Raw genomic sequence first — 18130 nt, 5'->3', positions numbered from 1 at the left:
CAAAAGTATATCCTTTATATCTTTTTTGAATATACTTTTTTATCTAATCATTGTATTATAAGTACATAATTAGACAGAACTCATTATCATCAATACATAAAGAATTAAAAAAGGGAAAAGCGTACTCTATAAGAATATCTTTGTTTCATTATAGTTCTCCCTGAATCCGCTGGGCGTACAACCTTTTTTCTTTTTAAAAAGGCGATTAAAGTTGGATATATTATTAAAACCGCAAGCTAAACAAATTTCTGACACATTATGGGTAGTATTTACCAACATGCGGGTAGCATGCCCCAGCCTGATTTCGTTGAGCGAATCGATAAATGTTTTACTGGTTCTTTTTTTGATAAACCGACTAAATGAGACCTCTGTCATACCCACAATGCCTGCAATATCGGACAAAGATATCTCTTTACTATAGTTCTCGAGCATATAAGTATAAGCGCGCTCTATACGACGGCTATCATAGGTTTGTACCTCCTTCACAAAAGAAGTACTGGATAACACTCTCGATGCTTTTGAGAGAGACAGGTCATACAGAATACCAATAAGTTTCAGAACCGAATGCACCCCCTCCTGCTCTGTTGCCAGAGAATAAAGCCTATCTTTTATTTTCAGAATAGCTTCATTGGAAAAGGTAAGGCCACAGGAGGCTTTATCAAACATCTCTTTCATCGAAATAAACTGGTTCTTTGAAAGTAAATCATTATTTACCAGATTGTTATGAAATTGTATTGTGATTTCGTTAATCTGATCCGATTTACAATAATGATTCAGCCAACCATGCTCAAGGTTAGAGCCCGCAATAAGCGTCAGTTCCAGGCTTCCTATTTCCTCCACGCTATCGCCCACTACACGCCTTGCGCCGGCTCCATTTTCAATAAAATTCAGCTCATATTCGGCATGAGTATGTATGGGAAAGTTGAATTCCGACTTCACACGCGAAAAGATCATAAAACAATCTTCGGCCGACAATGGGGTCACTTCTCTGAAAATAGTATTCATATCTGTTATTTATCTATATACAAATATACTTTATTAACTAATAAATATAAATAAAAGCAAAGAAAATAATTAACAAAAACAATACAATAAAACATTAATATACTCAATTGTAAGCAAATAAATAAAAAATAAAAATAATATATGATAAAATCATATTATAAAGTTGCCTGAACACAAAAATTACAATAAGTAAATAACACACATAAAATAGAATTGAGCGGAATAATTATGGTACTTTTTTATCTGAAAATTAGAATATAGTTTCCGTCCCAGTATGATTATCCCTATATCTTTGGGGAACGTTTTCTGGTACCATAGAGGGTGCAGTAGAAACCAAAACGATAGGCAGTACCCTCAATAATGGCTTAATATGAAAAAATGGAGAAAATAAAAAATGAGTTCCAAATTAGACCTTTGAGCATATCTAATCAGGAACTCGGATTGTAGCTATTTAGCTTAGAAAGCTATTGTTGGAGAAGTGTAGAAAAATTATATTCTCCTGAACCTATCTCGAGTATCACTTTGCCTCCCAGTGCTTCAGATTTCAATATCCCGTCCACTTTACCCAACGGTTTTCCAGTTTCTGTGATGTCCGTTATTGTCCGGGCCGGAAGATATACTGTGGCTGTTGTATTGGTTGGAACCACTACTTTCAACGTAAAAAATCCATCCTTTTTTTCCCAGTGAGAAACAATTTCTCCATAGACAGAATGGTAGCTAGCCTCAGCATACTGCAATATTTTTTTATCAGGAACAGGATTAATTACGATCTTTTTGTAACCTGCCGAATTTGACGCTTGAGAAATACCGGCCACGTGTGTGTACAACCAGTGTCCGATGGCTCCGTAAGCGTAGTGATTGAATGAATTCATACCAGGTGTGTGGAAACTTCCGTCCGGGTTAATTCCGTCCCAATGTTCCCAGATTGTGGTTGCCCCCATAGTTACCGGATATAGCCATGAAGGATATTTTTTGCGAAAAAGCAAAGTATATGCCTCTTCATTATATCCATATCGGCTCAGCACATTGTTTATCAACGGGGTACCAAGAAATCCGGTGGTAATATGACCGAAAGAACGGACATTCTCTGCCAACCGTTCAGCGCCAGATGCTTTCAGGCTGTCAGGCATCAATTCAAAAGCCAGAGCCAGGGCATAAGCCGTTTGGGTATTAGAAGACAGGCGTCCGGTCGGGGTCATATATTCTTTCTGAAACGCTTTTTTTATATTTTCATACAAATCAAAGTATGATTTTGCATCATCCTGTTTGTCTAATACATTCGCCGTTTGCGCTAGCAACCTGGTAGAATATGCAAAAAAAGCGGTAGCAATCAAATCCTTGTCAGTAGTCGCTCCCGGATAGTCGCGCAGGGCCGGGGCATAAGCCAACCAATCTCCAAAATTATCTCCGTTATCTGCAATCAAATATTCATTTGCACCTTGTTTCAGAAAATCCACCCAAGCCTTCATGGAAGGATATTGCGTTTCCAGTATAGTCTTATCTCCATATGCCATATACACTTCCCATGGTACAATTACTGCAGCATCTGCCCAACCTGCAGCCCCATGACCTGTTTTTACAGCCGGAATAAAATGAGGAACACTACCGTTCTCTAATTGATCGGCAGACAAATCTTTTAGCCATTTGCTCAAAAAAGTCGCCGCATGAACGTTAAAACAAGCTGTCGGTGAAAAAGCTTGGATATCGCCTGTCCATCCAAGACGTTCGTCGCGCTGTGGGCAGTCAGTCGGGACATCTAAGAAATTACTCCGCAATCCCCACTTAATATTTTCCTGCAGACGATTAACCAAAGTGTCGGAACAAGTGAAGTATCCTATAGTAGCAACATCTGAGGTAACAACTTTGCCAATAAAGTCATCCAAAGTAATTTCGCCTTTATAACCACTTATTTTCATATAACGGAATCCATGAAAAGTAAAATGTGGTTCATATTTTTCAACTCCTTCACCTTTGAAAATATAATTATCTTCTGCCTTTGCTGTACGAAGGTTTTTAGTATAAAAATTGCCTTCTTTATCAAGCACTTCTGCAAAATTTAAACATATACTATCATTTTTACTACCTTTTAAATTAAATTCCACCTAACCAACAAAGTTTTGTCCAAAGTCGAATACCAACTCGTTCTTAGGCGTGATGATCTTAGCAATGGGTTTAATTGTCTGAGTGATTCGGACAGGTACACTTTCCGAAGTCACCAGCAATTTTTTGTCTACTTCTTTTATTATTACTCCGCTCCATTGAGAATCCGGATAATGAGGATTATCCCAGCCTTTCATCTCCAATCGGGCATCATAACTTTCTCCGTTGTAAATATCAGACTTCACAATAGGTCCTGTATTGGATTTCCAACTCTTATCGGACACAACCGTTTCTTTCGAACCATCGGTATAAGTGATTTCTAATTGTAAGATAGCCTGTAATTTTTCGCCATAGTGATTTCGTTGGCTTCTCCACTTCAACACCCCTCTGTACCAACCATCTCCCAATATCACGCCTATTGCGTTAGTACCTTTCCTAAGTTGTTGAGTAACATCATATATCTGATATTGTATTCTTTTGTGATAGGATGTCCATCCCGGAGTAAAAAGTTCATCACCCACCTTTTCTCCATTCAGGTGCAATTGGTAAAGGCCCCGGGCCGAAGTATAAATCCTGGCACTTTTAATTTCTTTTCCTACAGTAAACTCTTTTCTTAAGTAAGGGGAAGGACCAGATTTTTCAATATCCTCCGGAATATCAGCTTCAATCCATGAGGCGATCCAATCGGAAGGGTACAACAACCCCATTTCAAAGGAAGCGGGGCTGCTCCAAGAAGAGTTTCCTTTGTTTGTCCATATTCTCACTTGCCAGTATATTTTCTCTCTACTTTGCAGTAGCCCGCCTGAATATGGAATATGTACCGATTGGCCTGACTCTACTTTCCTGCTATCCCACAAAAGGCTTTTATCTGATTTTAGCAGCGCTTCAGATGCAGCAGCCCGAATTTGAAAAGCGGTCTGAATTACTGATCGATCAGTTGATTTTATCTCCCAACTCAATCTTGGCTGTTCAGCCTCAATTCCCACCGGGTTGGTTTTGTATTCTGTCTGTAAATGGGTCAATGTTATATCCTTCCCATAACTCACTGAACATAAAAATAGTAAGAACAGAACCATTGATGACTTAAATAAGAAATATGTTTTCATGTTTTTAAACTGGAGTCATTAAGTAACTATCTAAATTTGTTTGTTTCATTCCATCAAGTATTATTTTGATTAACATCCTGATCTCCGTTTGTATCCGGTCTTTAGACAACGCGTAATACAGGCAGGTAATTTACACCAGGTCACATTTATTTCGAAAATCCTTCTTTACAGAGCTCTCGGAGGCCTTGTTTCTTATATTCTTAACCACACTGAAATATTGGAAGAGAAAGACATACTAAAAGCCAGATATTATTCCAGTTCAGTTTATTCACCGGCCATTCTAGCCGAAAATTTGTAGCGGCCCGCCATCAAGCGTAAGCTGGTGTATTCGTTTTTTTGAACATCGATGGCAATACCTTTTGTGCCTTTCAGTGGTTGGTTATTCTCTTTCACACTGTTTGCATCCACCCCGCGCAGATATAGAAGAGCTGTGGTATTTGGCGGAATTGTTACTTCCATTTGCAGTTTTCCGTCTTTTTTATGCCAATTGGAAACAACATCGCCATATAGCGAGTTGTAACTGGCAGCCACTTCCTGTGGGGCATGTGTCTGATTTATCCACGGGTCTATGGTAAATTGCTTAAAGCCAGCCCGAGGTTGCTTAATTCCACCCAGATTTTCTATAAACCAACTGCCTACATACAAATAAGAGCTATGTATTGCCGAGCCACGGCATTCCCAATCTTCGAAGAAAGTGCCTAAATTGTGTTTCAGCATATTACCCCAACCGGGGAAATCTTCCTTGCCAATCATCGTGTACAACCAGTCATTTTTCTCATTATCCATTAATGTAAAGAACAAGAACGAACCTGCGGTAATCCCTCCCCAAAAATGTCCTTCGCGTGTTACCATAATCTCATGCTCTAAGCGTTTCCAAACTTTATCTTTTAATTCTACGGGCGGGATATTGGTATTCAAAGCCATTGCCAAATAGGCAGGATATCCATTTACATAGCTATTGTCCGATACATTAAAAAACTTTTGGTGTAGGGTCTTTCTTACCTCATCGGCACGTGTCCTATATGTTCTTGCTTTCACACCATTGCCTATGATCTCAGCAATATTTGCAGCCAAATCCAAACTGTAAACCCAATGGCAATTGTTAAAAAAGAGAGTTTCATCGGTGTCACCCAGAGCTTTCCCCTGTGTTTCCATTCTCGATCTTTCGTCCCATGCCTGTGGCCATAGCCAGTCGCCCAAGAAACTCCATTTCCCTCCCCATCGAACCAGCATATTGCCTGCCGATTTGGTTTCAACAAAAGCCAGCCAACGCTCTATGGTAGGAAAGCTCTCTTCCAACACCCGCTTGTCACCATACTGCCTGTACATATTCCAAGGCAACGTAATACAATATCCACTCCACGACGGGCCGCCTCCGCCTACATGTGTGGGGGCGGTATACGGTACATTTCCGTCAGCTTGCTGTACGTCGCGCCAGTCCTCCATCCACTTGGTATAGAATGCCCCCAATGAGTAGTTTCCCATTGCCGGACGTGTAGTAGCCAAGGCATCGCCACCATATCCGCGACGCTCGCGATGTGGGCAGTCTACTACATAATTTCCCAAGCTCAAATTCTCGAAACTCCAGAGAGTCGCATCATAAATATCGTTCATCAATGGTTGGTCGCACTTAAACTGCCCTATCCGCTCAAAATCGGGACGTATTAAAAACCCTTTTATATCTTCTAGCCTAGGTTTGTGCTTAATGCCCGACACCTTTATCCAACGTCCGGACATGTAATTGAATTTGTTACAGAATACCCCTATACCCGACTCGCCTACTTTGTAAATACTGTGTAGTCCATAGCTAGAGCTTTCTTTTTCGCGCTCCGAGAAATGAAATGTTACCATATCTCCCGGACTTCCTGTTACAGTCATTTCCAGCCATCCTACAAAATTCACTCCCATATCTATACGGTAGATACCTGCTTCTATCTCCTCAATAGCCACCGGCCTGATTTCTTTTATCAAACGATTTGGTTCTGTTTTATCCGCAGACACAAGCAAGTTTGGACTGAACACCGAAGCCGGTTTCCAATCAGAATCGTCGTACCCGGGTTTATTCCAGCCGTCTATCTCTTTGGAGCTATCATATTCCTCTCCCGCAAAATGATGCGCTTCCCAATACCCCAACAAGGTGTTCGGGCTTGGATGTGTTTTCCAACTCTCGTCGGACACGATTTGCATGGGTCTGTTGTCCTGAAAAGTTATTTCTGCCTGAACTAATGTGAGGGGTGCATTGGGTTTATCATCAGTCTGATAAGCTGGAAAAATAGACCATGAAGTCCCCAGCCACAAGGCAATCACATTGTCACCTTTTTCCAACTCCTTGGCGATATCATAAGTTATATAGCGCGCCCGTCTTTTATGATCGCTCACCGATGGCATTAATACCTTGTCGCCTATTTTCTTTCCGTTCACGTATAATTCGTGGTAACCTACCGATGCTACATAGATCACAGCTTTCTCTGGTTTTTCTGCCAGCTCAAGATTCTTCCTTATCCAAGGATCAGCTCTCCGCATCGAAATAGATCCCTCGTTTTGTTTATCTAAATCTAATCCGTTTGCTCCAATCCATTTACCTTTCCAACTGTTTTGAGTGATCCCCATAGTCCAGAAAGACGGTTCACTCCATGCCGACCAATGATTATGCTCGTCACATACGCGTACTGTCCAGAAGCATTGCTGTCCTTCGTTCAGTTTTTTCCCATTATAGATGATGTTTACGGATTCATCGGACTTCACGGTCCCCGAGTCCCATAGATCGGCTTTACCTTGCTGCAATACAGCTTCGGAAGTTGCTACTATAATCTGGAACGAGTGTTGTTTTTGTCCTCTGGCCTCAATGTTGCGTGTGGTCAATTTCCAACTTAAACGCGGAGTGAAAACATCTAGTCCTATTGGATTTTTCAGATATTCACACTTAAGGTCGGTCGGATAAACCGGGCATTTAGCCGGTTCTTTTTCCCGGGCGTAAATTTGGCATACAGTAAATAAGAATACTGTGATCAACCCCATATACCTATACATTTTCATGGTCATACTATTTAGATCGCTTTAACTATTAAATTGTTGGTTGTAAAAGTATTGCGTTTACAGAAGATTGTCAAGTAATTTTTTATCTGTATATAATACTTTTTTGCACCTTTTTTGGGGGAGGAAAGGTTAAAAATGGAAAGCGGCAATATTGGCGTTTTCAAAATCGTTGAATCACTATTCCACATAGTATAATGAAAACTTTGCTTTGTTAAGCCGATTTTATATATTGTCATATTATAAAGTTTTATTATTTTTGTGTCAAATAATAATCGAACGAATTACACACCTGGCACATTAATAACCTGCATGAAATATTTTATATGGTTCATCACTTTCCTTATATTCTCATTTCTTATAACAAGCTGTAAAAGGAAAGAGCATACAAAAGTCAGTGAATCTGACAAGAAAGAAGTCCTCCAATCCAAGTTTGCTCAAAATTATCCGGAATTTGATTTCAGGGTATTGCAAGAGTCATTAAAAGCTCATACAGATCAGGATTCTATCCTGAAGCCTATATATACAGTGACGGGATTTAATCCGGTATGGATACATGATACACTGGATACTAAAAGATTGTATACATTTATTGATATTTTGAACCAGGCAGAAGAACATGGGTTATCCCCCGAGATGTTTTCTTCTTCAAAAATCAAATCTATGACAGATGCCATAGACTCAGGTATCTTCGTAAACAATCTGGATACAGTATATAAGATAATGCTGGATATAGAAGAGACTTCGACGAAATCTGCCATCAGGTATATTACCGGGATGAAATACGGATTCGTCAATCCTAGGAACCTATATCAAAAAGATTATGATATAATTACCTCCGTCCCGGACTCCTTATTCTATGAGGATGTATATACTGAAATAATGAAAGATCCGATTTCCGCCTTACTCAATTCTCAGCCAACAGAAGAAGTTTATCTGAAATTATCGGAAGAATACAAACTCCTCAAAAAAAGGAAAGAGGCAGGGTTTAAAGAGATAGCATCCGGTGATGCGACTTATAAGCTGGGAGATAAGAACAAGCACATCAAAGATATTGCAAACAGGCTTATACTGACCGGAGAATATGCACCTGATTCGATCAGTAGCGACAGCCTCCAGATGAGACTCGATGAAGAGCTACTTGTTGCAATAAATACTTTCAGACGTAGAAATTCATATCCGGAAGAAGCCGAGATCGGCAAATTGACGATCAGCGCACTAAACAGGCCTTTGGACTATTATCAGGCGAAGATACGGGCCAATATGGAACGGTATCGCTGGAGGCGGACCAAAACCAGACGCAATAAGCATATAGAAGTGAATGTAGCTGCGGCCATGTTGGTTGCTAGTAATACAAGTGGTGACAGCCTCCCTTTGGTATCGAGAGTATGCGTTGGTTCTGTAAAAAACAAGACGCCCCTCCTGCAAAGTGATATCAGCTATATTAATCTTAATCCGGTATGGAATATACCAACAAGTATAGCTCAGAAAGAGGTTGCAGTATTACAAAAGAAAGACCCTACATATATCGAACGGCATAATATGAAACTGTACAAAAGAGGCAAAGAAGTAGATGTGTCGTCGATAGACTGGAAGAATGTCGACCCCAGTAAGTTTTCCTATACCATCAAACAAGATCCGGGAGGGGGTAATTCTCTTGGTCTGATTAAGTTCATGTTCAATAATGCATTCTCTGTGTACCTCCACGACACGCCTAGCAAGTTGGCGTTCAACAGGAAAGACAGGGCTGTCAGTCATGGCTGTGTGAGAGTGCAGAAACCGTTCGAGCTTGCATTTTTCTGTGTGTCACCCGTAACCGAGATCTATAAGGATCGGCTATACCACAGTATAAATAAGCAACCTATATCCGATGATGGCAAAAAACTGCTTAAAGAGCAAAAGCTAAAGAAACTGCCTGATATTATCAATATTGATAAAGAAGATAAGATATCCTTATCCATTGATTACTATACTGCTTTTATGTATCCTGATGATAAGCTATTGTATTATGCCGATGACACTTACGAATACGATCAGCTAATACTGGACGCTCTGAACCCCAAACAAACCACAGAAAAGAAAAGGGAGGATAAATAATTGTAATAGCCAAGCCTTTATCTGAGTACGGCTATTTCTCACCGAAGAAGTCTGCTGCTTTCTGGCTAGGTCTTGCGCACTTTTCTTAGCCTTATCGGCAAAGCTATCTACTTTATCCACTATCTTATCTGTATAGCTTTGGGTTTGCTTAGATACATTTGCAAATAATAGCCGGGCCTTCTCTATAAAATCTTCGCTCTTACCTTTAAAGAACTTTTCCCAATCTATATCAAGACCTTCCTTATCCATATAGTCTTTTACTACAGATATAGACTTAATAGCCTCTTCCTCTGTCAGTCCAACTTCGGTCTGAAGTCTCTTTACCAAATCTTCCATATCTATACTATTTTTGAGGGTTATCCTGTAAATATAGAACAAAATGCCCGGTTAAAAGTTCCGGCCTGCAGTATTATAAGGTTCCGAATAAGAAAGAAGAGTCTTCCGATTAGCTACACGCCTTCCTAAAAACGAAAGCCCAAAGCTACCGACATATTACGGTTCCGTAAATCCCGTCCGTCATCGGCTATATTATGAAAGCCGTATTCATAGGTCAGGTTTATCGTCCATATATCATATATCAACCCAACCCTGCCTAAAACACCATAATCCAGCCTATTCCATTTTCGTAAAGCAAATGTTTCTTCTTCGTAAGAAGGTATTGTTATTTGCGTACCTTGCACAACACCGTTCTTAATCGTTGTTGCATAAGCTTCGCCCCTGTTCTTTCCCTTAAAACCATATGCAACGTAACCGCCGGCATTAAGGTTGATCGCAAAATGCTTCGAAAGATACACCTCATAGCCCAAACACAGTGGAACCTGCAGATAGTCAGCTGCTGTATTGCGCAGAGTATCACCATAATACTCAATATCCATACCTGTATTATATTCGCTCCTCCTGATATGCTGCCTGAGACCTTTCTTTGTTACATAAAGTCCTGATTGTATCTGAATATTATGCAATATCTTGAAATTGATATTAGTACCTATTGTGAAACCAACCTTAGGTTCTTTATACATATTAGCACCTTTGATATCCATGGAAGCAAAGTTGAACCCAAACAGGAGATCCGCGGTAAAGCGCTTCCTTATAGTCTGGGCATTCACTACGGAAGATGCCAAAACTAATAAACCGGCAAGTAAAAATATTCTAGATACTGTTTTCATAAAGCTTATATCGTATCACAAAGGTAAAAGAATTAATTATATAATAAACTAAAGAGCCTGTTTTCCTCAAAAATTTCATTCCCCACATCCTGTATTTGTTCCGCTGTTATGGATTCGATCTTGCGAAACGTTTCTTCAAGTGTATTATAATGATTGTAATGAAAGAAACTCTTTCCAAGCGACAACGCCATATTTTCATGGTTATCACTCATTACACCGATCTGTCCTATCAATTGCTTTTTAGCTATCGATAATTGCGATGTACTCAGCTTCTCTGTCTTTATTTTCTTCAGTTCCTTATGAACCAGATCAACACATTTGTCCGCATTGCGCTTGTCGCATCCGAAATATATAGATACTATACCTGTGTCGGTATAAGCCGTAGCAGTAGAATCAACACTGTAGACATATCCTTTTTTCTCACGAAGCGAAATATTCAGGCGGCTATTCATACCCGGCCCTCCCAATATATTATTCAACAGGTTCAATACTTTCCGGTTAGGGTCAAGCAATGAATATGAACGACAACCTATCAGAGCGTGTACCTGCGATGTATCCTTATTTTCAGTCCTGTTTTCCAACCTTATCCCCGCAGGGACGATACGCCCATTGGGACATACAGTGCCGGGAAGACCGGACAAATACTTTTCGGCAAGATATACAACTTTCTTAAAGTTTGTATTCCCTAAGGAAAAGAAAACGGCATTGGACGGCACGTAGTACCTGTCAACAAAAGCCCTGGCTTTCTGTGTATCAAAGCTTAATAGTGTATCCGGATCTCCCAGAATATTGTGCCCCATCTGCGATCCATTAAAAACAAGATTCTCAAATTCGTCAAATATCAATTCCGAGGGATTATCTTCATAAGAATGTATTTCATCAATAATTACTTCCACTTCCTTATCTATCTCCTGCTGAGGGAACCGGGAGTGAAAAGTCATATCGGATAGCAGTTCAAATGCCCGGTCGAAATGCTGTTCCATGAATATGGCATACACCACGGTCTCTTCCTTATTCGTATAAGCATTCAGCTCTCCACCTACATGCTCCATACGATTGATTATGTGATGTGAACGGCGTTTCGTTGTCCCCTTAAACAACATGTGCTCTACAAAGTGAGCCATACCATATTCCACGGGGTTCTCATCTCGTGTACCGGTATTTACGATAAAGCCACAGTATGAGACATTTCCAGCTATAGGTTTATGCACTATACGCAAACCATTGGATAAGGTATGTGAATGGTAATTGATCATTTTTTCATATAATGCGCCCGTTCTTCAGGCTGGAATTTCTCTATGGAATAGCGTAACATCGTCCTCGGCATTTTTTTATGATAAAGACCTAAAAATGAACACAATCGATCTTTATCTTTTTTCCCTGCTTCGCGCAGCATCCAGCCAATGGCTTTATGCATCAGATCATGCTCGTGCCGCAACAGCTTTTCAGATAAAGCAAATATATCATCCAGATCACCACGCCTGATAAAAGCGAAAGTAGCCAGGATAGAAATACGCTGATCCCAGAGTAAGCTACTCTCCGCCAAGCCATAAAGCACCGAACGGTCTTTGTCTACAAGATACTCCCCTACTATATCTTTTGCGCTCAGATCTACCAGGTCCCAGTTATTGATATATTTGGTTTTCGACAGATAATAATCACAAATCTCTTTACGTTCCGCCTCTTTGGCCTTCTTGAAGCGTTCTACAAGTATAAGTAATGCGCAAAGACGGCATTCATGATATTCACTTTCCAATAGCTTGGTAATTTCCGCGAATGGAATATCTTTACATTTCTTAGCCACCCTGCGGGTATCAGGTACTACAACCCCGATAAACCTGTCACCTTCACCGTATTGTCCTTTTCCTGTTTTGAAAAAGTACGGGAGAAATTCTTTCTTCTCCGGTGTTGAATATGATTCCAGTTCTTTTTGTATATTTTTTGCAGTCATTGTATCCAGAAAAGTAACAAAGGTAACAGAAAACAATTAATAATGAAGAATGAAAAATTAATAATTCTTGAGGTTGCCCTTCCTGCATAAAACTTGATTTTTTATACTATTTCGTCTCTGCCTCTTTCTATATACAGTGCTTCTAAAATTTCATATAAGCTATAGATCATGGAGCCTCAGCTTTGGTTAATTCTGAAATTCCATTCTCGTTTATTGCTTCAATAGCGAAATAGTAAGGTTTGGTTTTATCCATTCCCGGATAATAATACTCATTCGCATCGTATACCATCACACAATTATACAGTTTATCCGGCTCCTGACCTATATATATATTATAAGCATAGGCTTTGTCCACAGGCTTCCATTTCAACCAGGCATTCCGCCTGTCTGTTACATCCGACCTAAAGGCCATAAACTGCTCTACCTTATCCGGTTTCTGCCCGGAGCCTATCCCGAACACCCTGAAACCCGATATTGCAAATTTACCTGTTGGCATATGAATGTTCTCCATTTTCAGATATCTGGCTTTCACAGGCCTTTCTAGTTCTACATAGTCATGCGGCACATCCTTGTCATTCCTGCTCTTGTCAATAAGAACATCCCATTTTTTCCCATCTGATGAATAGTAGATCTTATATTGATGATATATGCCTTGCTGCTTGCCTGAAAATTCAGCATCCTGATCTGCATAATTGATCTGTAGGGCATAAACGGTCGATACTTCGCCCAGATCGGAGATAAGCCATTCTCCCTTGCGGGCAGTCCCGGCGCTCCAATATGTTTTTATATCCTCGTTGACGATATTATTAGGATAATGCGTTCCAAAAACAGAGGATACCTGAACAGGCTTCTTATAATTGAGTAACATCCATCCCGTAAAACGGCTTTTCTGATGGTCGGCCGCTTTTCCATCCGGCAAATAGTGAGGATAGTCCCCAAAAGCCGTATTACAATACATTACATCATCTTTATCGAATCCGGCAGGCCATATGCCGATACGACGTTCAAAATTATTTTTCACATTTATCACCATTGTAGATGTATGCCAATAGTTACCGCTATTATCCTGAAACGTAGCACCATGACCTGCTCCGCGAATAAACCCGCCGGCCTTCATACTAAAAGGTAAAGAGACATGCTCAAAATACCCTAAAGGACTATTACTTACGGCGACTCCATCTCCATAATGGCTGAATTCTGTGCCCGGGCCACCCCACTGAAGATAATATTTTCCATTATGCTTAGTCATCCAGGCTCCTTCCATAAAAGGTTTTAGAAATGTATTATCCATATGTTCACCAAAGCGATGCCAACCGATACGGTCATCATCCAATAACAAAAGTTCCTTGCGTGTTCCTGCAGGCTGGAATGTAGCCCTATCAAGTTCAATACCATACAAAGGATACACATTGCTACTACCGTTATACATATAAAGGCGCTTGTCGTCATCTACAAAGAAAGCCGGGTCCCAGCCTCCGATTTCAAAATGTTCTACAGCCTTGGACCACTCATTCTCTTTAGGGCTGGTACTCACCCATATAGGAAAAATCCGGGAATAGGTTGACCCGAAAACACACAGCGAATCACCTTGTACCCAAACAGCCGGGGCACAAAGGTCATCCCATTTGTTAGGAGTAGTATCTATAGCCTCTTGCGTAAGGAATTTCCTTGAAACGAAGTTCCAGTTCAGCATATCACTGCTCCACCAATATCCGGTTTGGTTGGTGGAGAATAAATAGTAGTCCCCTTTATAATTGACAATAGCAGGATCGGCTGTAGACCGGTGCTTTCCCCATGTTGTAAAACTTGGGATAGGCCCGTAACCATAATCCAGATTGACCGGGTTGCAATATGTTTTCTGCTGCGCAGGTAAATGCAGGCATCCCACAAAAAACAACAGGGATAATATTATTTTCAGATTATTCATACTAGTGGTATTTGTAATTAGGGTAAACGAAAATAAGCAATTTTAATCATTTATGCAATTTACATTTATTGACTATATTTGGTTAAAACCTGACATATCTGACACTTTTTCCATTATTTTCATTTTGTAGTTTTCACATCTGTTAACTGTATATGGTTAAAAGGTAACAGGTGTATCAGTCAACAGTAAACAGTAATCAGTAAACAGTAATCTGTTAGCAGTCAACAACTCGCAAGATGTAAAAACTTTGCGCCTTTGCGTCTTTGCGTGAAACAAAATAGGGTGCCCCTCGCTCGCGCAGACGTCCCGTCTGTGTGTTGCGTAGCAAACATTTTTTCCCTGTCAACAAGACACGGACTGGAAGTTCGCGCCAGCGGGGGGTAAAAGGTAACAAAAGTAACACTTATTTCAGTTAGCAGTGAACAGTAAACAACTCGTATCTCGTATCTTGTCTACTCGTAACTCGTAACTGCCCGAAGGGCGAAGTAACTCGTAACTATATCAAAAAAGTTACAAAAGTTACACTTTTTCCACTATTTTTTATCTGTTCCTTTTTTTCCTCTGTATAAGTCTCCCTTGGGGGCAGGGCTGTTAAGTTCTGCATTCTTATATCCTCTGTGTCATGTTGAACGAAGTGAAACATCTCTTAACTCGAAAGAGATCCTTCGTTTCACTCAGGATGACAGCAGAGAATAACAGAATAAAACGTAGAACTTAACAGCCCTGCCTTTTGGGGAATTGAGGACGCTCGCTTATCCTTTCAAAGAACTATCAGCTAATAGCTAAAGGCTATCAGCTATGTATATAGATAAACTGTTATACAAAAAATCCTATTCGGACGGAAATTTCTGTTCTATATCCTCCGTATATGCCGTATCGGGTTCGTATCTGAGCCTCTTGCGTTCATTCAGCCGCCACAGCCAAAACAATCCGCCTATAGGTACACCTATTGTCCATGCGCAGTTCAGATACCCCATAAGGCTAAAACCAAACCCGAAAAGCACTTGAAACTGTAATAATTGAAATGAAAAACCATTAATGGCGGAATATGTTATTGTGGGAACATTCAGGCAAATAACCGCAATGTATTTTATCCATTTCCTTTTCAGATCACTTCGTTTTATCCGTACGATCGCATATACATTAAGGACAGGCACCAAGATTGCAATGAACCCTATCAGCCAGAATGAAAACATAGAAGGAATGATCTTTTTGATATCAAGTACATTTATAAACTTGATCTTTCCGTACCCCTCATCGAAAGAAACCTTAAAAACGCCGAAATAGTCTTCATTTGAAAATTGAATGTATACATCCGTAGTCCCGGCAGACGATGCTTGATCAGAGGTTAAGGCCGAACTCATTTTTTCAGCTTTCATAAAGGTATAATCCAACTCTGTTCCGAATTTCTTTACGATATGATACCGAAAATCAGCCAATTCGAGTTTCAGCGTATCCAGATTAGCTTCACCTAAGTCTTTCCTATTCACTGTCATTTGATCAATAGCGTTGTCATACTCCTCATTTAGAAGGCTTTCCACAAATGCTACTGTAACATATCTGTATGAAAACATATTGGCGACCGTTTCACAACCGGTCAGAGTAGCAATAACAAGAACTAATAGTAAAATCTGCGTCAGGTATCTCATAGTATTCACATTGATTATCAATAATCAAAAATAAGAATAAGAAACCAAACAAAAAAGTGCAACCTGTAACGGCTGCACTTTTTATATCTATTTCTTAAACCTGCTTATTCAGCGTTCAACGTAAAACGTTGGAAACCTGTAACAGCAAGCTCTTTATCATGTTCTGCAAGATATTGAGCAATTGTTTGCTTAGGATTTTTCACAAATTCCTGTTGAAGAAGTGTAAATTCTTTATAGAACTTCTGCAATGCGCCTTCAGCAATTCTGTCGATCAGATTCTCAGGTTTGCCGGCTTCAATCGCTTTTTCTCTGGCAATCTTGAGTTCCCTTTCTTTGATTTCTTCCGAAACTTCTTCCGCCACAAGGGCAACAGGACTCATAGCAGCGATTTGCATAGCTATATCTTTAGCTACCTGTTCGTCAACATTTGGCTTATTGAAACCAACGATAGCCGCCAGCTTATTGCCCGGATGAACATATGCCACTACTGTAGGAGCAGTGATTTGCTTATACACGTTCAGTTCCATTTTTTCACCTGTAACGCCCATTCTGTCTGTTACAAGTTCAGCAATTGTACGATCGCCGACTTTAATAGTTTTCAGAGTATCTATATCAGCAGGTCTGTTAGACAGTGCGGCATCAAGTATCGACTTAGTCATTCCCACGAAATCGCCGTTCATTGCCACAAAGTCAGTTTCGCAGTTTACTGCCACTATCGCAGCGAAATCGCTGTTTGTTGCAGCCAACACGCAACCTTCTGTTGCATCACGGTCTTCACGTTTTGCAGCGAAAGCCTGTCCTTTTTTACGAATTATTTCGATTGCTTTATCAAAATCTCCTTCTGCTTCAGTCAAAGCATTTTTACAATCCATCATACCTGCACCTGTCATTTTGCGCAAGTGTTGGATATCTGCCATAGAAATTGCCATGTTTTTCTCCTTTTATTTTTGGTTTATAATTAGTTACGAGTTACTTCGCCCTTTGGGCAGTTACGAGTTACAAGTCTCCAATATATTTTACGAGTATGTCATTTTCCAATCAACAGTAAACTTGTAACTCGTAACTTTGTAACTTGTAACTATTAAAAAAGACCAAGAAATAGTCTCTAAGAATGCTCTTAGAGGCTAATTCTTAGTCTATTAAACTTTATTTACTCTTCGTCTCCTTTAGCAAATTTACTTGCTACAGCTGCATTGATAGCCTCCTGGTCTTCTTTTTCAACCACAGGTTTCTTTGCACCGGCTTTCGCTTTGCGCTCTCTTCTTGGAGCACCTTCTTCATCCTGAGCTTCAGCAGCTGCGCTATCTGCTTTTTCGATCTTTCTTTCCTCAAGACCTTCTTTGATTGCATCGCAAAGGCTTCCGAGGATAAGTTCGATAGATTTGGCAGCATCATCGTTTGCAGGGATTACGAAGTCGATATCATCCGGATTAGAGTTTGTATCTACCATTGCAAATACAGGTATTCCGAGACGGTTTGCTTCTCTTACGGCGATGTGTTCTTTCATCACGTCCACTACGAATAGTGCAGATGGAAGACGGGTAAGATCCTGAATAGAACCTAATGTTTTTTCAAGTTTTGCACGTTGACGTGTAACCTGAAGTCTTTCTCTTTTCGATAGAGTATCGAAAGTTCCGTCTTTCACCATTTTGTCGATAGTCGACATCTTCTTCACAGCCTTACGGATTGTAGGGAAGTTTGTCAACATACCACCCGGCCAGCGCTCTACCACATAAGGCATATTTATTGACAGGGCCAGGTCTGTAACAACTTGCTTTGCTTGTTTCTTTGTAGCAACAAACAATATTTTTTTGCCCGATTTAGCGATTTGCTTCATAGCAGCAGCTGCGTCTTCGGTCTTAGCTATTGTTTTATATAGGTCAATGATGTGGATACCATTGCGCTCCATAAAGATATAAGGAGCCATTGCCGGGTTCCACTTTCTTTTCAAGTGACCGAAGTGTACACCAGCGTCTAATAATTGGTCGAATTCTAATTTTGCCATTTTTAATTTTTTGATCGTTTACTTTCTTTTTCTGTTAGCGAATTGTCGGGTAGCTCATTTTCAGAAGTCCCGGCAATTTAGATACTAAACG

13 protein-coding genes are annotated in these 18130 nt (G+C 40.2%); 1 reads left to right on the top strand and 12 read right to left on the bottom strand.

Translation table 11 applies throughout. The annotated features are described in order from the left end of the window. Nucleotides 1-126: 126 nt before the first annotated feature. The 4 genes from ACFO6W_RS18940 to ACFO6W_RS18925 form a co-directional block, all read right to left on the bottom strand. Nucleotides 127-1005 (bottom strand): AraC family transcriptional regulator, encoded by an 879-nt coding sequence (locus tag ACFO6W_RS18940; RefSeq protein ID WP_379999307.1) that lies wholly within the window; start codon nt 1003-1005, stop codon nt 127-129. Nucleotides 1006-1469: 464 nt separating this feature from the next. Further along, nucleotides 1470-3107, bottom strand: coding sequence for a family 78 glycoside hydrolase catalytic domain (locus ACFO6W_RS18935; RefSeq protein ID WP_379999305.1), 1638 nt, complete (start codon nt 3105-3107; stop codon nt 1470-1472). Further along, entirely contained in the window at nt 3108-4211 is a 1104-nt protein-coding gene (locus ACFO6W_RS18930) for an alpha-L-rhamnosidase N-terminal domain-containing protein (protein ID WP_379999303.1), read from the bottom strand. Nucleotides 4212-4475: 264 nt separating this feature from the next. Next, nucleotides 4476-7247 (bottom strand): family 78 glycoside hydrolase catalytic domain, encoded by a 2772-nt coding sequence (locus ACFO6W_RS18925; protein ID WP_379999301.1) that lies wholly within the window; start codon nt 7245-7247, stop codon nt 4476-4478. A 309-nt stretch (nt 7248-7556) separates the two neighbouring features. Between ACFO6W_RS18925 and ACFO6W_RS18920 the strand changes: the two genes are divergently transcribed. Beyond that, entirely contained in the window at nt 7557-9341 is a 1785-nt protein-coding gene (locus tag ACFO6W_RS18920) for a L,D-transpeptidase family protein (protein ID WP_379999299.1), read from the top strand. On the opposite strand, the gene ACFO6W_RS18915 is transcribed toward ACFO6W_RS18920, so the two are convergent. From ACFO6W_RS18915 to rpsB, 8 genes are all read right to left on the bottom strand, one after another. After that, entirely contained in the window at nt 9282-9677 is a 396-nt protein-coding gene (locus ACFO6W_RS18915) for a hypothetical protein (RefSeq protein WP_379999297.1), read from the bottom strand. The two genes, ACFO6W_RS18920 and ACFO6W_RS18915, sit on opposite strands and share 60 nt — an antisense overlap. Nucleotides 9678-9802: 125 nt before the next feature. After that, the gene (locus tag ACFO6W_RS18910) at nt 9803-10507 is read right to left on the bottom strand and encodes a porin family protein (protein ID WP_379999295.1); all 705 of its coding nucleotides are present in this window, start codon (nt 10505-10507) and stop codon (nt 9803-9805) included. Between the two features lie 32 nt (nt 10508-10539). Beyond that, the gene (locus tag ACFO6W_RS18905) at nt 10540-11763 is read right to left on the bottom strand and encodes a M16 family metallopeptidase (RefSeq protein ID WP_379999293.1); all 1224 of its coding nucleotides are present in this window, start codon (nt 11761-11763) and stop codon (nt 10540-10542) included. Further along, nucleotides 11760-12458, bottom strand: a complete 699-nt coding sequence (locus ACFO6W_RS18900) for a DNA alkylation repair protein (RefSeq protein WP_379999291.1) — start codon at nt 12456-12458, stop codon at nt 11760-11762. The genes ACFO6W_RS18905 and ACFO6W_RS18900 overlap by 4 nt, the downstream gene beginning before the upstream one ends. A 166-nt stretch (nt 12459-12624) precedes the next feature. Then, nucleotides 12625-14385 (bottom strand): family 43 glycosylhydrolase, encoded by a 1761-nt coding sequence (locus ACFO6W_RS18895; protein ID WP_379999289.1) that lies wholly within the window; start codon nt 14383-14385, stop codon nt 12625-12627. 830 nt (nt 14386-15215) lie between these two features. After that, nucleotides 15216-16034: a hypothetical protein gene (locus ACFO6W_RS18890; RefSeq protein ID WP_379999287.1), complete on the bottom strand. Its 819-nt coding sequence runs from the start codon at nt 16032-16034 to the stop codon at nt 15216-15218. A gap of 104 nt (nt 16035-16138) precedes the next feature. Further along, on the bottom strand, nt 16139-16963 hold the full coding sequence (tsf, locus tag ACFO6W_RS18885; protein WP_379999285.1) for a translation elongation factor Ts: 825 nt from the start codon (nt 16961-16963) through the stop codon (nt 16139-16141). Nucleotides 16964-17184: 221 nt separating this feature from the next. Beyond that, nucleotides 17185-18039: a 30S ribosomal protein S2 gene (rpsB, locus tag ACFO6W_RS18880; RefSeq protein ID WP_194225583.1), complete on the bottom strand. Its 855-nt coding sequence runs from the start codon at nt 18037-18039 to the stop codon at nt 17185-17187. Nucleotides 18040-18130 lie beyond the last annotated feature (91 nt).

It is taken from the genome of Dysgonomonas termitidis (assembly GCF_042654545.1).
Classification (GTDB): domain Bacteria; phylum Bacteroidota; class Bacteroidia; order Bacteroidales; family Dysgonomonadaceae; genus Dysgonomonas; species Dysgonomonas termitidis.
The sequence above is the reverse complement of the archived record's forward strand: the minus strand, read 5'-3'. Positions and strand labels throughout refer to the sequence as shown.

Coding starts and splice junctions, on each gene's coding strand:
- ACFO6W_RS18905 (WP_379999293.1), bottom strand. CDS start 11,763: ATGATCAATTACCATTCACATACCTTATCCAATGGTTTGCGTATAGTG.
- ACFO6W_RS18910 (WP_379999295.1), bottom strand. CDS start 10,507: ATGAAAACAGTATCTAGAATATTTTTACTTGCCGGTTTATTAGTTTTG.
- ACFO6W_RS18890 (WP_379999287.1), bottom strand. CDS start 16,034: ATGAGATACCTGACGCAGATTTTACTATTAGTTCTTGTTATTGCTACT.
- ACFO6W_RS18915 (WP_379999297.1), bottom strand. CDS start 9,677: ATGGAAGATTTGGTAAAGAGACTTCAGACCGAAGTTGGACTGACAGAG.
- ACFO6W_RS18895 (WP_379999289.1), bottom strand. CDS start 14,385: ATGAATAATCTGAAAATAATATTATCCCTGTTGTTTTTTGTGGGATGC.
- ACFO6W_RS18940 (WP_379999307.1), bottom strand. CDS start 1,005: ATGAATACTATTTTCAGAGAAGTGACCCCATTGTCGGCCGAAGATTGT.
- ACFO6W_RS18925 (WP_379999301.1), bottom strand. CDS start 7,247: ATGAAAATGTATAGGTATATGGGGTTGATCACAGTATTCTTATTTACT.
- rpsB (WP_194225583.1), bottom strand. CDS start 18,039: ATGGCAAAATTAGAATTCGACCAATTATTAGACGCTGGTGTACACTTC.
- ACFO6W_RS18930 (WP_379999303.1), bottom strand. CDS start 4,211: ATGAAAACATATTTCTTATTTAAGTCATCAATGGTTCTGTTCTTACTA.
- ACFO6W_RS18920 (WP_379999299.1), top strand. CDS start 7,557: ATGAAATATTTTATATGGTTCATCACTTTCCTTATATTCTCATTTCTT.
- tsf (WP_379999285.1), bottom strand. CDS start 16,963: ATGGCAATTTCTATGGCAGATATCCAACACTTGCGCAAAATGACAGGT.
- ACFO6W_RS18900 (WP_379999291.1), bottom strand. CDS start 12,458: ATGACTGCAAAAAATATACAAAAAGAACTGGAATCATATTCAACACCG.